The organism is Nocardioides sp. (assembly GCF_035481145.1).
GTDB lineage: Bacteria > Actinomycetota > Actinomycetes > Propionibacteriales > Nocardioidaceae > Nocardioides.
The window spans coordinates 1-12,970 of the sequence record NZ_DATIHB010000090.1; the positions used below are offsets into that span (position 1 = coordinate 1).

Annotated in this window: 17 protein-coding genes; 10 read left to right on the forward strand and 7 right to left on the reverse strand. The window is 69.0% G+C overall.

Annotation, left to right across the window (positions count from 1 at the left end):
* Both VLF38_RS07710 and VLF38_RS07715 read left to right on the forward strand, forming a co-directional pair.
* The coding region (locus VLF38_RS07710; RefSeq protein WP_325270689.1) for a beta-ketoacyl synthase N-terminal-like domain-containing protein at positions 1–3,305 on the forward strand (3,305 nt) is incomplete at its 5' end.
* Positions 3,296–3,736: a holo-ACP synthase gene (locus VLF38_RS07715; protein WP_325270690.1), complete on the forward strand. Its 441-nt coding sequence runs from the start codon at positions 3,296–3,298 to the stop codon at positions 3,734–3,736. The genes VLF38_RS07710 and VLF38_RS07715, both read left to right, overlap by 10 nt.
* On the opposite strand, the gene VLF38_RS07720 is transcribed toward VLF38_RS07715, so the two are convergent.
* Positions 3,706–4,260, reverse strand: coding sequence for a TetR family transcriptional regulator (locus VLF38_RS07720; RefSeq protein ID WP_325270691.1), 555 nt, complete (start codon positions 4,258–4,260; stop codon positions 3,706–3,708). The genes VLF38_RS07715 and VLF38_RS07720 overlap by 31 nt on opposite strands.
* Before the next feature lie 40 nt (positions 4,261–4,300).
* Positions 4,301–5,260: an alpha/beta hydrolase gene (locus VLF38_RS07725; protein WP_325270692.1), complete on the reverse strand. Its 960-nt coding sequence runs from the start codon at positions 5,258–5,260 to the stop codon at positions 4,301–4,303.
* 58 nt (positions 5,261–5,318) lie between these two features.
* Between VLF38_RS07725 and VLF38_RS07730 the strand changes: the two genes are divergently transcribed.
* The gene (locus tag VLF38_RS07730; RefSeq protein ID WP_325270693.1) at positions 5,319–5,786 is read left to right on the forward strand and encodes a hypothetical protein; all 468 of its coding nucleotides are present in this window, start codon (positions 5,319–5,321) and stop codon (positions 5,784–5,786) included.
* Here VLF38_RS07730 and VLF38_RS07735 read toward each other — a convergent pair.
* The gene (locus VLF38_RS07735; protein WP_325270694.1) at positions 5,773–6,360 is read right to left on the reverse strand and encodes a VanZ family protein; all 588 of its coding nucleotides are present in this window, start codon (positions 6,358–6,360) and stop codon (positions 5,773–5,775) included. The two genes, VLF38_RS07730 and VLF38_RS07735, sit on opposite strands and share 14 nt — an antisense overlap.
* A gap of 96 nt (positions 6,361–6,456) precedes the next feature.
* Here VLF38_RS07735 and VLF38_RS07740 point away from each other — a divergent pair, with 96 nt between their 5' ends.
* The 7 genes from VLF38_RS07740 to VLF38_RS07770 all read left to right on the forward strand — a co-directional run bounded on the left by VLF38_RS07740 (position 6,457) and on the right by VLF38_RS07770 (position 10,252).
* Positions 6,457–7,125: an HAD family phosphatase gene (locus VLF38_RS07740; protein WP_325270695.1), complete on the forward strand. Its 669-nt coding sequence runs from the start codon at positions 6,457–6,459 to the stop codon at positions 7,123–7,125.
* 112 nt (positions 7,126–7,237) lie between these two features.
* Positions 7,238–7,804: an RNA polymerase sigma factor gene (locus VLF38_RS07745; protein WP_325270696.1), complete on the forward strand. Its 567-nt coding sequence runs from the start codon at positions 7,238–7,240 to the stop codon at positions 7,802–7,804.
* Positions 7,801–8,835, forward strand: a complete 1,035-nt coding sequence (locus VLF38_RS07750; RefSeq protein WP_325270697.1) for a hypothetical protein — start codon at positions 7,801–7,803, stop codon at positions 8,833–8,835. The genes VLF38_RS07745 and VLF38_RS07750 overlap by 4 nt, the downstream gene beginning before the upstream one ends.
* 163 nt (positions 8,836–8,998) lie before the next feature.
* The gene (locus tag VLF38_RS07755) at positions 8,999–9,355 is read left to right on the forward strand and encodes a hypothetical protein (RefSeq protein WP_325270698.1); all 357 of its coding nucleotides are present in this window, start codon (positions 8,999–9,001) and stop codon (positions 9,353–9,355) included.
* Positions 9,356–9,436: 81 nt separating this feature from the next.
* Entirely contained in the window at positions 9,437–9,649 is a 213-nt protein-coding gene (locus VLF38_RS07760) for a hypothetical protein (RefSeq protein ID WP_325270699.1), read from the forward strand.
* Between the two features lie 23 nt (positions 9,650–9,672).
* Entirely contained in the window at positions 9,673–9,879 is a 207-nt protein-coding gene (locus tag VLF38_RS07765; protein WP_325270700.1) for a hypothetical protein, read from the forward strand.
* A gap of 37 nt (positions 9,880–9,916) precedes the next feature.
* Positions 9,917–10,252 carry a DUF6547 family protein gene (locus VLF38_RS07770; protein WP_325270701.1) on the forward strand — a complete coding sequence of 112 codons (336 nt, stop codon included), beginning with the start codon at positions 9,917–9,919 and terminating at the stop codon, positions 10,250–10,252.
* Between the two features lie 50 nt (positions 10,253–10,302).
* Here the strand turns inward: VLF38_RS07770 and VLF38_RS07775 are convergent, their stop codons facing one another.
* The 4 genes from VLF38_RS07775 to VLF38_RS07790 form a co-directional block, all read right to left on the reverse strand.
* A complete protein-coding gene (locus tag VLF38_RS07775) occupies positions 10,303–11,601 on the reverse strand; it encodes a hypothetical protein (RefSeq protein WP_325270702.1) in 1,299 nt (432 codons plus the stop codon).
* A gap of 130 nt (positions 11,602–11,731) precedes the next feature.
* Entirely contained in the window at positions 11,732–12,313 is a 582-nt protein-coding gene (locus VLF38_RS07780; RefSeq protein ID WP_325270703.1) for a chorismate mutase, read from the reverse strand.
* A 4-nt stretch (positions 12,314–12,317) separates the two neighbouring features.
* Complete coding sequence (locus VLF38_RS07785; RefSeq protein WP_325270704.1) at positions 12,318–12,827, reverse strand: DUF2269 domain-containing protein; 510 nt, start codon at positions 12,825–12,827, stop codon at positions 12,318–12,320.
* Positions 12,824–12,964 carry a hypothetical protein gene (locus VLF38_RS07790; RefSeq protein ID WP_325270705.1) on the reverse strand — a complete coding sequence of 47 codons (141 nt, stop codon included), beginning with the start codon at positions 12,962–12,964 and terminating at the stop codon, positions 12,824–12,826. The genes VLF38_RS07785 and VLF38_RS07790 overlap by 4 nt, the downstream gene beginning before the upstream one ends.
* Positions 12,965–12,970 lie beyond the last annotated feature (6 nt).

Consider the following 12,970-nt stretch of genomic DNA (forward strand, 5'->3'; position numbering starts at 1 on the left):
AGGTCGACGCGCTCATCGACGCCGCGGTCGCCGCGGTCGCCGCCCGCCAGGGCGTCGCGGTGAGCCTGCCGTCCGCCGGTGGTGGTGGCGAGGTCACCCTCGACGCCGCTGCCCTGGCCGGCGTCACCGGCGTCATCACCGACGCCCTCGCCTCCACGGCCCGCCACCTCCTCACCCAGCTCGGCGAGGACGCCCCGGCGCCCGCCGCGCTCGAGGACGCCGCCGAGGGCCGCCTTGCCCTCGAGCGGATCGAGGCGGAGCTCGGCTCCGACTGGCTCTCGATGACCGCCCCGGCGTTCGACGCCACGCGTGCAGTCCTGCTCGACGACCGCTGGGCCTCCGCCCGTGAGGACGTCGCCCGGGTCGCCGCTGGCGAGTCGCTCGCCGCCGAGGTCACCGGCGCCGGTCCGGTCGTGGCCGCCCAGGCACGCTGGTACGGCCTCGATGACCTCGCCGCGCAGGCCGAGGACACCTCGAAGGGTGTCTGGGCCGACGAGGTCGCGGTCGTCACGGGCGCCAGCAAGGGCTCGATCGCCGCTGCCATCGTCGAGGACCTCCTCGCCGGCGGTGCCACGGTCGTCGCCACGACGTCCAACCTCGACGGCAAGCGCCTGGCCTGGTTCAAGGAGCTCTACCGCACCCACGCCCGCGTCGGTGCCTCGCTCTGGGTCGTCCCGGCCAACCTCGCGTCGTACGCCGACGTGGACGCGCTCGTCGCCTGGGTGACCACCGAGCAGACCCGCCGCCTGGGCCCGACGACCGAGGTCGTCAAGCCCGCGCTGCACCCCACGCTCCTCTTCCCGTTCGCTGCCGGTCCGGTCATGGGTGACCTCGCCGACGCGGGCGCCAAGGCGGAGCTGCAGGCCCGCATCCTGCTGTGGTCGGTCGAGCGCCTCGTCGGCGCCGACTGGGGCCGCAACCGGGTCCACGTCGTGCTCCCGGGCTCGCCCAACCGCGGCATCTTCGGTGGCGACGGCGCCTACGGCGAGGCCAAGGCCGCGCTCGACGCCATGGTCGCCAAGTGGAGCTCGGAGTCGGGCTGGCCCGAGCGGGTCACGCTCGCCCACGCCATCATCGGCTGGGTTGCCGGCACCGGCCTCATGGGTGCCAACGACGCCATGGTCACCGCCGTGCGCAACGCCGGTGTCCGCGTCTGGAGCCCCGACGAGATGGCCGCCCAGCTGCTCGCGCTCTGCACCACGGCTGCCCGTGAGTCGGCCGCCGAGCGCCCGCTCCACCTGGACCTCGCCGAGGGCCTGGAGAACGTCAACCTCCGCGACATCGCGGCTGAGGCCCAGAAGGCTGCTGCAGCCGCCGCCACGGAGGACGCCGAGGACGACACCGTCACCATCGACGCGCTGCCCGCCTCGCCGGCCCAGCTCCCGGCGTACGCCGCTCCGGAGCTCGACGGCGTCCCGGCCGCGCCCGAGGACCTGATCGTCATCGTCGGTGCCGGCGAGCTCGGCCCGTGGGGCTCGTCCCGCACGCGGCACGAGGTCGAGGTGACCAACGAGCTCTCCGCTGCCGGCGTCCTCGAGCTCGCCTGGTCGACCGGCCTGGTCCGCTGGGACGCCCAGGGCGCCTCCTGGTACGACGTGGAGAGCGGCGACGCGATCGCCGAGCACGAGATCCGCGACCGCTACCACGACGCGGTCATGGAGCGCTCCGGCATCCGCACCTACGGTGACGACGGCAGCATGGTCGACAACACCGCGCCGCTCATGGCGCAGGTCTTCCTCGACCAGGACATGACCTTCCGTGTCGAGTCCGAGGCCGAGGCCCGCGCCTTCGTCGCCGCCAACCCGGCGCAGACGACGGCGGCCCCGATCGCGGACGGCGGCTGGGCGGTCACCCGCAAGGCGGGCACCGAGGTCCGCGTCCCGCGCCGGGTCGAGATCACCCGCACCGCTGGTGGTCAGATCCCGACCGGCTTCGACCCGTCCGTCTGGGGCATCCCGGCCGAGATGCTCGAGTCGATCGACCGGCTCGCGCTGTGGAACCTCGTCTGCACCGTCGACGCCTTCCTCTCCAGCGGCTTCACGCCGGCGGAGCTGATGCGCTGGGTCCACCCGGCGCGCGTCGCCAACACGCAGGGCACCGGCATGGGCGGCATGACCTCCATGCAGTCGCTCTACATCGACAACCTGCTCGGCGAGAGCGTGGCCAACGACCTCCTCCAGGAGGCGCTGCCCAACGTCATCGCCGCCCACGTCGTCCAGTCGTACGTCGGCTCGTACGGCGCGATGATCCACCCGGTCGCCGCCTGCGCGACGACCGCCGTCTCCATCGAGGAGGGCGTCGACAAGATCAAGGTCGGCAAGGCGGACGTCGTCGTGGCCGGTGGCTTCGACGACCTCGGCACCGAGGGCATCGTCGGCTTCGCCGCGATGTCGGCCACCGCGGACACCCAGGCGATGCTCGACCAGGGCATCGACCAGCGCCACATCAGCCGGCCCAACGACCGCCGTCGTGGTGGCTTCGTGGAGTCGCAGGGTGGCGGCACGATCATCCTGGCCCGCGGTGATGTGGCGGCCCGGATGGGTCTGCCCGTGCTCGGTGTCGTGGCCTACGCCGCGTCGTTCGCCGACGGCATCCACACCTCGATCCCGGCCCCCGGCATCGGTGCCCTCGCGGCCGGTCTCGGTCGGCAGGAGTCGCCGCTGGCGAAGGCGCTGTCCGAGCTCGGCCTCGGGGCCGACGACGTCAACGTGGTGAGCAAGCACGACACCTCGACCAACGCCAACGACCCCAACGAGTCGGACCTGCACGAGCGGCTCGCCGAGGCGCTCGGCCGCAGCGAGGGCAACCCGCTGTACGTCGTGTCGCAGAAGTCGCTGACGGGTCACGCCAAGGGTGGCGCTGCGGCGTTCCAGGTGATCGGTCTCTGCCAGGTGCTCCGCGACGGAGTCCTGCCGCCGAACCGGTCGCTCGACTGCGTCGACCCGGAGCTGGCCAAGCACCCGCACCTGGTCTGGCCACGCCGTCCGCTGCGCCCGGGCCCGCTCAAGGTCGGTCTCGTCACCAGCCTCGGCTTCGGCCACGTGGCTGGTCTCCTCGCCATCGCGCACCCGGAGGTCTTCGTGCAGTCGCTGCCCGCCGACCAGCGCGACGCCTACCTCGAAGCCGCGCGCCAGCGCCAGGTCGAGGGCGCGATGACGACGACCCGCGTGATGCTGGGCGAGCCCGGCTTCGTGAAGACGACCGACCGTCGCCTCGGCAAGGAGAACCGCAAGGAGCTCGAGGCCGGGCTGCTGCTCGACCCCGACGCGCGGCTCTCCGAGGCGGGGCGCTTCCAGTGCCGCTGAACGAGCTGACCCGGGCGCCGGAGGTCGAGACCGGCCTGGACGTGCACGGGGTGGGCGTGGACCTGGTCCACGTCCCCTCGTTCGCGGAGCAGCTGGGTCAGCCCGGCTCCCGGTTCGCCGACGTCTTCAGCCCGGGGGAGCGCGCCGACGTCGCTGAGCGTGGCGGCCACCCGCGGCACCTCGCCGCGCGGTGGGCCGCCCGCGAGGCGCTGGTCAAGGCCTGGTCGGCGCTGCTGTACGGCGAGCCGCCGCTCCTCGGCGACGAGGCGCTGAAGCAGATCGAGGTCGCCTGCGACGCGTGGGGCCGGCCGCGGCTGGTCCTGCGCGGTGCGGTCGCGGCGTACCTGGGGGAGTGCCGGATCGACCTCTCGCTCTCCCACGACGGCGACTACGCCGTCGCCTACGTGGTGCTCTCGGCCGCCAGCAGGTAGGACGCGAGCAGCCGTTTCAGCTCGATGACGGCCTCCTCGTGCTCCTGGCCGTCGCGGATCGAGAAGTTGAGCATCGAATAGGTCACGTGCACGAGGACCTCGGCGGCGAGCTCCCGCTCGGTCACCGCCGCGGTCGCGCGGGTGGCGGGGGTCGACTGCACCGCGTGCCAGACGGCGCGCCGTGACGGGTCCGTGCGCCACAGCGTGACCAGGTGCTCGAGCAGCCGGTCGAGCAGGTCGAGCCAGTCGAGCGAGGGGATCTGCGCCGCGAGCGAGGCGACCTCCTCGCGCACCGCGACCGCGTGGACGCGGTCGATCTCGCAGACGATGACGTACTTGTTGGCGAAGAACTGGTAGAGCGTGCCGATCGGCAGGCCGGCGCGGTGCGCGACCTCCTCACAGGTGAACTTCTCGAAGCCCACCTCGGTCAGCAGATCGCGCGACACCTGGAGCAGGTGGTCGAACTTCACGTGGCTCCGCTCCTGGGAGGGCCGCCGCCGTGGCTCGAGGATCTCGCTGGTCACGACGCCGAGGTTACCGGTACGTCGCGTTCCGGTGACGCGCTCACGACACGGAGGCGGCGCGCTCCGCGCAGAAGGTGTCGATGGCGTCGACCATCTGGTCCAGGCCCGGCTGCTCGAGTGGATAGTGGCCGGCGTTCTCCAACAGGACCGTCGTCACAGGCACGATCGTGATCCGGCGCAGGAACGGCTCGGAGAGCTCCAGGGGCGTCCACCGGTCGGCCGCTGGCTGGGTGAGGAGCACCGGACAGACCGCGAACTCCTCCGGGCTCATCGCCGGCCGGTAGTTGAGGTAGGAGTCGAGGAACGCCACGCTCACACTGTTTCCGGCCGAGGTCCGGTCGGCGTAGCAGGCCTTCTTCGCGGCACGGTCGTTGACGAGCGTGCGCATCTTCGAGACCCAGCGCATGGGGACCCGGAGCCTGCGCAGGGGAGTGCGCGCGAGCAGGGCCATCAGGAGCGCTCCGACGAACCCGGTCACCGGATCGAAGGCGGTGTCGACGCGGACCTTGCGCGAACTCTGGTCGAGGAAGGTCATCCCGACGATGCCGTCCACTCCGCCACCGTGCCGGCTGTTGAGGGCAGCGATGTGGAAGGTCTCCATGCCGCCTGCCGACAGGCCGTAGAGCACGATCGGCCGCCCATCGCGCTCCTTCTCGACGAGGTCCGAGCCGATCCGCACCCAGTCGTCGTACGTCACCAGCGCGCCGTCGGCGACCTCGCTGATCCCGTACGTCGGCATGTCGATCGCCACGGTCTCGTAGCCGCGGTCCGCGAGCGGGCGGCCCAGGATCAGCGACATCTGCCGGCCGTTGGTGCCGACACCGTGGAAGAGGAGCACCTTCACCGGCGCCTCCGGATTGCGGTACGTGTCGAGGTGGATCCGGTGGCCCTCGTGGTCCCACCACTCCTCGGCTGGCTCGCGCTCCGGTGTGAGCCGGTACTCCACCGGCAGGAACTCCTGGATCCGCTTCCACGCGCTCTGCTCGGCGTACGTCGTCATGGCCCGACTATGGCGCATCCTCCCGAGCGTTGATGACCCTCCGCCGTACTGTGCTCGCATGGAGCTGATTCGCCGCTTTGACGATGAAATCTTCGCCCGCGGGCTCGCTGCCTGGCAGTGGCTGATCGGCGACCGGCGACTCAGGCCGCTCGCGGCATCGATGTTCGGTGATGTCTTCCTGCAGGGCGATGACGGCGTCTGGTTCCTCGATTCGCTCGAGGGGACCCTGACACGTCATTGGGCGGACGGGCAGGCGCTGCAAGCGGTGCTGAACACCGAAGAAGGTCAGGACGAGTTCCTCCTTGCGGGCCTGGCGATGGGGGCGCATCGCCGCGGAGTCGTTCCGGGGCCGGAGCAGGTCTACGTGTTCAGCACGCCGCCTGCCCTCGGAGGTGAGATCTCCGCGGACAACGTCCACGTCATGGACTTCGTCGTCGCCGCGTCGATCAGCGGGCAGATGGCCGCGCAGCTCAAGGACCTGCCGACCGGCACTCAGATCAGCGGGTTCACGATTAAGGAGCAGTGATCCGAGCGGATCTGCCGCGTCGGATGAGGTTCTGCTCCAAAGCTGTGGGGCGGGCTCGCAGACGGTCGCGGGGGATGAGCGCGCCAGTTGCCGCTCCGAGCGCGGCCCCGAGAAGGTTGTGAACGAAGTCGGCAACGCTGATCACACCGATACCGGCTGCACCTTGGAGGACCTCAACGGCCACCACAGACGATGCCGCGGCGATGGTCACGAGGCCGGGTCGGCGGGTAGCGAGCACCGCAAGAACCCCGAACGGCACGAGCATCACGACGTTGAGCCAGTCCTCGGGAGTGGTCGGAGCGAGTCCAGGTGCCCGGAGCGAGAGGGCGCTGAACTCACCGCCTCCGGGAAGCCGCCATTGGACGTGGTCGAGCCGACGCGCAAGCGTTGTTGCTGGGAGCACGGCAAAGGCAAACCCCGCCGCAACAAGTGCCCAGCGCCGCAGTGTGGACCAGTTGCGTCGGCGGGTGGCGATTGTTCCGAGCACGCCAAGGCCAGTTCCGACGATGAGGAAGGTCGCGATCACCGCGGGCTGACGGGTGATGATGCGCGCGATCGCGAGTATGTCCTCCACGCGAGCACGTTATGGGAACATCAGCGGCGGCTAACGGAAGTGAGCGGATTTGCCGATGTGACGCCGCTTCGCCGTCGGCCATGTAACGCTTCACGGGTGACTGCATCGGGGCTGGTCGTCTTTGACTGTGATGGCGTCCTGGTCGACAGCGAGCACCTCGTGCAACGCGTCGAGATGGCGATGATTGCCGAACTGGGCTGGCCGATCACGGTCGACGAGATGAATGACCAGCACCTCGGTCGAAGTTGGCCGACGATCCAGGCGAACATCGAACGACAGATTGGCCGACCGTTGCCGTCGGACTTTCGTACCCGCGCGGTCGCGGAGGCTCATGAACTGTTCGAGCGGGAACTTCTCGCGGTCGATGGCGTCGCCGATGCGATCGAGACCCTGCGGGTCGAGGGTTATGCGACGTGCGTTGCGTCCTCCGGATCGCACGAGCGCATGCGGCTGACCTTGGGTGCTACTGGCTTGCATGGCGAGTTCGCTGGTCGGATCTACAGTTCCGAGGACGTCGTGCGCGGCAAGCCCGAGCCGGATCTGTTTCTCCATGCGGCTGCACAGATGGGCTATGCGCCGGAGCAGTGTGTCGTGGTCGAGGACAGTCCTGCTGGCGTCGCGGCAGCCCATGCTGCAGGAATGCCAGTCATCGGATACGCCGCCCGGACGCCGTACGAGATGCTCAGCGGTGCTGACACCGTGATCCGGTCGATGAGTGATCTGCCGTCGACCGTGGCGCTCATGCGCGAGCGGAGCTGCCGATAGAGATCCGGTCGGACATGCCGCTGTTCGGTTGATCTGCCGAGGGCTCGGGAGATTCATCAGAATCTGACGGATTGCGTGCAACGATCCTGTGCGTGACGGACATGAGGCAGGCATGAGCCCCTCGAACCCGCCACGTGAAGAGTGCTTCCGGCGGCTCTATGCCGAGCACTTCGATGCCGTCGTTGGCTTCACTCTTCGCCGGACAAACCGCCCGGAGGACGCCGCCGATGCCGCGGCTGACACCTTTCTCATTGCGTGGCGTCGGTTAGCACACGTGCCCGACTATCCAGACACGCGGCCCTGGCTCTACGGGGTCGCGCGACGAGTTCTGGCGAACCAGCGCCGTGGCGATGCACGCAGGTCGACTCTGGGCACTCGGCTCCGAGCCGAACTTCCTACCGCGGTGGCCGACATCGCGCCCAATGCCGTCTTGGACGTCGATGTCGAGGCTGCGCTCGATCGGATGGGCCACCGCGACCGCGAGGTCCTGCAACTCCACCTCTGGGAGGGCCTCGAGGCCCGCGAGATCGCTGAGGTTCTTGGCTCAACCTCTGCCCTTATCCGTCCCCGCCTCTCACGTGCGAGGGCACGACTGCGCGATCTCCTCGGCAACGATCCTCCACCAGCCGGACATCTCCCCAACGAACCCCGCACGCTGTCCCGGAAGGAGGGCGCATGAACCGCAAGCACATCACCGACGAGCAGGTCTCGCAGATGCCTCTCTCAGGGGCCCGTGCCGACCTGTTGGAGGAGATCATGGCCACCCTCACGCTCGCAAGGAATCCCCGAAGCACCACGACGACCCCAGCCCGCCCGCTGCGCAAGGCAATCGGCGCTGTAGGCGCAGCAGCAGCCGTGGCTGCCGTCATCACCGCAACCTTTGTCGTCACCAACGACGAGTCGACCACCCCGGACGAGCAAGTGCTCTACCCGGCGTCAGCGATCGCCGCGGCCGAGAACAACCCGCGTCTCGCCCTCAACATGGCCGGCTGGAAGATCACCGAGGTCGCCGGCTTCGCAAAGACGACCGGCTACGTCACCTACACCAACGGGGCGCTGTCCCTCGAGCTGACCTGGTACGACGCGTCCGAGTACGCGAGCTTCCACGAGGAGCGGACGATCGAGAGCGTCGAGCCCATCCAGCAAATCGAGGTGGCCGGCCACAAGGCCATGCTCGTCACCTTCCGCCCCGGCGAGGACTTCGAGGCCGTCCTGGAACCGGTAGGTGACTCCTTCGTCGGAATTCGCGCCCAGGCAGCATGGAGCGGCGCAGACCAATTCAAGAACGTTCTGAACCACATCCACGCCGTGAGTGTCGACCAATGGCTGGCCCGCATGCCCGCCGACGTCGTGAGCCCCATCAACGCAGTCGCTGCGATCGAGCACGGTCTCGACGGCGTTCCGCTCGCACCCGGAACCACCCTCGCGGACTACGAGCGCCTCGTCGGCGTCAATCAGGGCGACAGCTTCAACAACCGGCTCGCCGGCGAGGTTGCCTGCGCATGGATCGAAGCCTGGGGCGAGGCCCACGACGCTGGCGATGACAAGGCGGCGGAGGCGGCGATCTCAGCCCTCGAAGGTGCTGCCACCTGGCCGGTCGTGAAGGACATGGGCGCCAGTTACTTCACTGGATCGGTCGACTGGGCGCTGAAGGACCTCCACGCCGGGCACCTGCCGTCCAAGGACAACGACCTCTTCGGCTGCGTCTGACCTACTCGCAATCAGGGGGGCCGTGGTCGAGAACGCCGCGGCCCCCGATTCGGCGCTCCTCCGGCGACGTGGGCACCCGCGCGCCACCGGACTTGAGGGGTCAGCAGCGACCGCTCATGCCGCGGATAGCCCACGGCTGCAAGCCCAGGGCCATACTTCGACCATGCAGGACCAGATCTCGTTCGAGCCCAACGAGCATGACGTGAAGGTAACCCGTGAGGGTTGGCACTATTGGGTGCGCGCCGTGAAGTCAGGTCAACCCCTCAAGTCCGATGTCTTTAAGGGCGGGGACCTATTCGATGAGGTTCTGAATTTTATGTTCGGTTCCCTCCATCAGCGTTGGCTGGATGGACGCGAGACATGGAAGGTTGGCATCCTCGCCTATCGAGATTCCGGATGGGGTGGACGGTTCAAGGTCCTGCACAAGGAGCTGCTCGCGCCGGGCCTGCAGCCCGATGATCGGATCGCGCAACTCGTCAACGATGTCGAAGCGGGGCGGTTCCACCCGTCGAGGAGCTGATCCGACCGCTCATGCCGCGAGTAGCTCGATTCTGTCGAACAGAGGTCGTGACCTCGGAACATCGTCGATACGCTCGCAGGCATGGAAATCGTGCCCGGTCGCGGCGTCCTCAACATCAGCCTTGGGATGGACCGCGACTCCATTGCTGAGGTCCTCGGTGCTCCGACGTCCGTCCAGGACGACTCGGCGTTCTACGGTGAACCCGACCCGGGCCTGGTGCTTCGCTTCTCGGCGGACGGCCTGCTGGAACTGATCGAACTGCCGTACGCGGGCAACGGCAACGAGGTCAGCTGAATGGAATTCAGCTGACCTATCGAGTGATCGACGACGTCCTCGACCAGTTGCGGGACGCGGGCTTCGTCGGACAAGCCAGCGACATTGGCATCGACTTTCCCGACGGCTTCGCGATCTGGTCCATGGGAACACTTTCGCCGCAGGACGCCGATCCCACGGCATCCGATGACGACGAGCGCCAGGTCGTCGAGGGCGTGTCGATTGGCAGCCCGGCCTATCTAGGCTTCTAATCCGGTCTGGCATGCCTGCGGGTGCGATAGTGCAGTCATGACAGAGCAGGGAGGCCGCTCGGCGTACCGCGCGTCCATTGATGCGCTCGTCGATGAGTGCCGCAATGGTCAGGGCACGGTGCTTCCGAGCTGGGCTCGACGGGCCGTCTGGCCACCCGACAGCGAAGTCGCGGAACTCCTTCGCAGGCTGGACTCGTCAGACCGCGAAGCAGTAGCTCGCATGCTCGAACAGGCGTATTCGGGAGCCGTTCACGACACCCTGAGGGTGCTGGAGGATAAGGGATTCCCGAACCTCGCTCAGGCCTACGAAGGCTCACCGCGCGAGGACTTCATGGGTCGCTTGATCACCGACTACGAGTGGCCCAACGACTGACGCAAGTAAGAGCGGATCTGCCGCGATGAGTGAACCCCAACGCTCCGACGTCAGAGCGTGACGGTGCCTGTCGGCGTGACGAGGAGTCGGTGACCGTGGGGCGTGCGCCACAGGTAGTAGCCGGGCTCGAGCATCGTGTAGCTCCAGCCGCCGAAGGTCTTGTGGCGGTGGTGGTTGCGGCACAAGGCAGCAAGGTTCTCGGCACGGGTCTGACCGGGTGGCGCTGACCCTCCGCCACCGTCGTCGTACGGCGTGATGTGGTCGAGGTCGGCGCGGTGGGCGGGGCGGGTGCAGTGCGGGAAGACGCAGTGGTCGTCGCGCTCGGTGACCTGGAGCCGGAGCCGATCGGGGATTTCGTGCTGGTCGCCCCGGATGGTGGACGTGGTGTCGATGACCTGACGGATGGAGAGCTTCAGGTCGGGGCGAGAGAGCCAGCGGCGCAGCGCGTCGAGGTGGATGAAGGAACGCGTCCGCTCCACGCGGGCCAGGCTGGCACCTTCGCCGTCGGACAGGGCTGCGTCGAGGTCGGCCCCGTTGACGTGCACGCGCAGCTCGACTCCCGTGCCAGCGGGTGCGGAGCGCTCGCCGGTCTGGAGGTCGAGCCCGAGGTCGGCGCGGGCCATGGCGCCGAGCGCCTTGGCGCGGCGTACGTCGAGGGGGTCGGTGTCGCCCTGCTCGCCGAGGTGGGCGGCGCGGCGCGCGATGGCGGCCTCGAAGTCGTCGGCGTCGGCGAGGTCGACGGTCGCTGCGATGTCGGCGAGTCCGGCGTGGTCGAGGTCGTCGCGGTGGACGTCGACCTTGCGACCCTCGGCTGCTGCGGCTGCGCGCTGGCGTGCCTGGTCGGGATCGAAGCGGGCCATGGCCTCCTCGACGAGCCGGTCGATGCGGACCTTGCCGACCTTGTGGGCGATCGGGGCGAGCATGCGGTCGACGTACGCCGCACCCTCGGGAGGAAGGCAGCGGGTGGTCTGGGCGATCTGGCGGGCTCGCCAGACCTCGAGGATGTCGTGCTGGGTGCGGGCGTAGATGCGCGGCAGGCGGTGGGCGAGCTCGAGGGCGTCGCCGATGTAGGTGCGACCGGCGTCGGTGGACTTGCCGAGCACTGCGGCGAACTCGGCGATGCTGAACTCCGCAACCTCCGGCGTGCCCTCGCCGGCCAGCGGGAGGAAGCCCTGCTCCCAGGTCTCGACGGGCCCGACGACGCTCTCCTCGGAGTGGAACGCAGCCCAGGACACAGCCCCGGCCAGCTCTGCCGCTGCGGAGCGCTGCCCGCTCAGGTGGTGCTGTGCGACCCAACGCAGGAGCGTCGACCTGTCGTCGGGCTCGGTGTCGAAGGGGATCGCGTGCATGACTCCATTCTGATCGAACATATGTTCGGAGTCAAGACCTGATCCACATGTTTCCGCAGGTCAAGCGGCATTTCCTGTGGATGAAAAGCGGGCCGCCAGCCACGCGAGGCCGTAGCCGGGCCACCCCGGATCAGCCACCCTGGACGCCGAGTTCGAGGTCGATGAAGGCGCCGATCATGGCGCGATAGGTCGCCTCGACGACGTCGGGCGAGGCGCCGGCTCTCTGGGCGGCGGCACGGGCTTTCCGGATCACGTCCTCCACGCGTCCCGGTGCGCGCACAGCCCCCGTGTCCTGGCCGCGCTTGAGCTCGCCCGCACGCTCGACGTACTGCTGGCGCGCAGCCACCAGTTCGATGATCCGTGTGTCGAGTGCGTCGATCCCTGCGCGCACTTCGTCCAGAGACGCAGCCGCACGCGCAGCACCCGCGGGGACCTCGAAGTGCACGACCTCGGGGAAGGGGTCGTAGAAGTGGTGGAGCAGCGCCTTCCACTCGAGGTACTCGGACGACCCGCGGAAGCCGTCCACGTGGTCGGAGAGCGACTCCCAGCGGACCAGCATCAGGAACTGGTGCGGCCGCTCGATCCCGCGCTGCAGCGTCAGGTCCACGAAGCCCGGCATCGAGGAGATGATCGGCCGGGCTCGGGCGAAGGCGGCGAGGAAGTCGTCCTCCCTGCCGGGAATCACGGGCAGGACGACATGCTCGAGGATCACCGCGTCATCGTGCCACCTGCTGGCGCCTCCACCCGTAGCGGGTCAGCCCGCGGGGCTTCACCACGTTGAGGCCGAGGACCGCGAGCAGCAGTGCCAGCCCGACGCCCGCATGGACGGTGTCGCCGTCCAGCGCGCGAAGCTCGGCAGGAGCCGCCGTCCGGGCCCGTGCCGCTGACGCGGACACCTCCGGCATGTGCAGCACCAGGACCAGTCCGAGCGCGAAGGTCGCACCCAGCGAGACCACGACCCACCAGTACCGGAAGAGTCCCCAGGGCGACGCCAGCGCGAGGACGACGCCGGAGACGAACGCTGCCAGGGCGAGCGGAACGAGCACGGACCATCCGAGCAGATCCATGGCGACCCACATCGCGCGGATGGTCTCCGGCTCGGCAGAGCGCCCCGCGGTCACCGAGAGGGGCAGGTAGGCGAGCACGGCACCCACCCAGCCGACCGAAGCAGTCAGGTGTACGGCGAGCAGCAGGCGCCGCAGTCGGCGTACGGAGGTGCGGGTCATCCGTGCATGCCCGGGCCGTGGCCTCCGCCTCCGAGGAGGAAGTGGGCGATCGCGGCGACCACGAGGACCGCGAGCACGACGATCAGGGCCTTCACCCAGGCGGGTGTCGGCGGGGGTGAGTCGGGCGTCTCCGGCATGGGGCT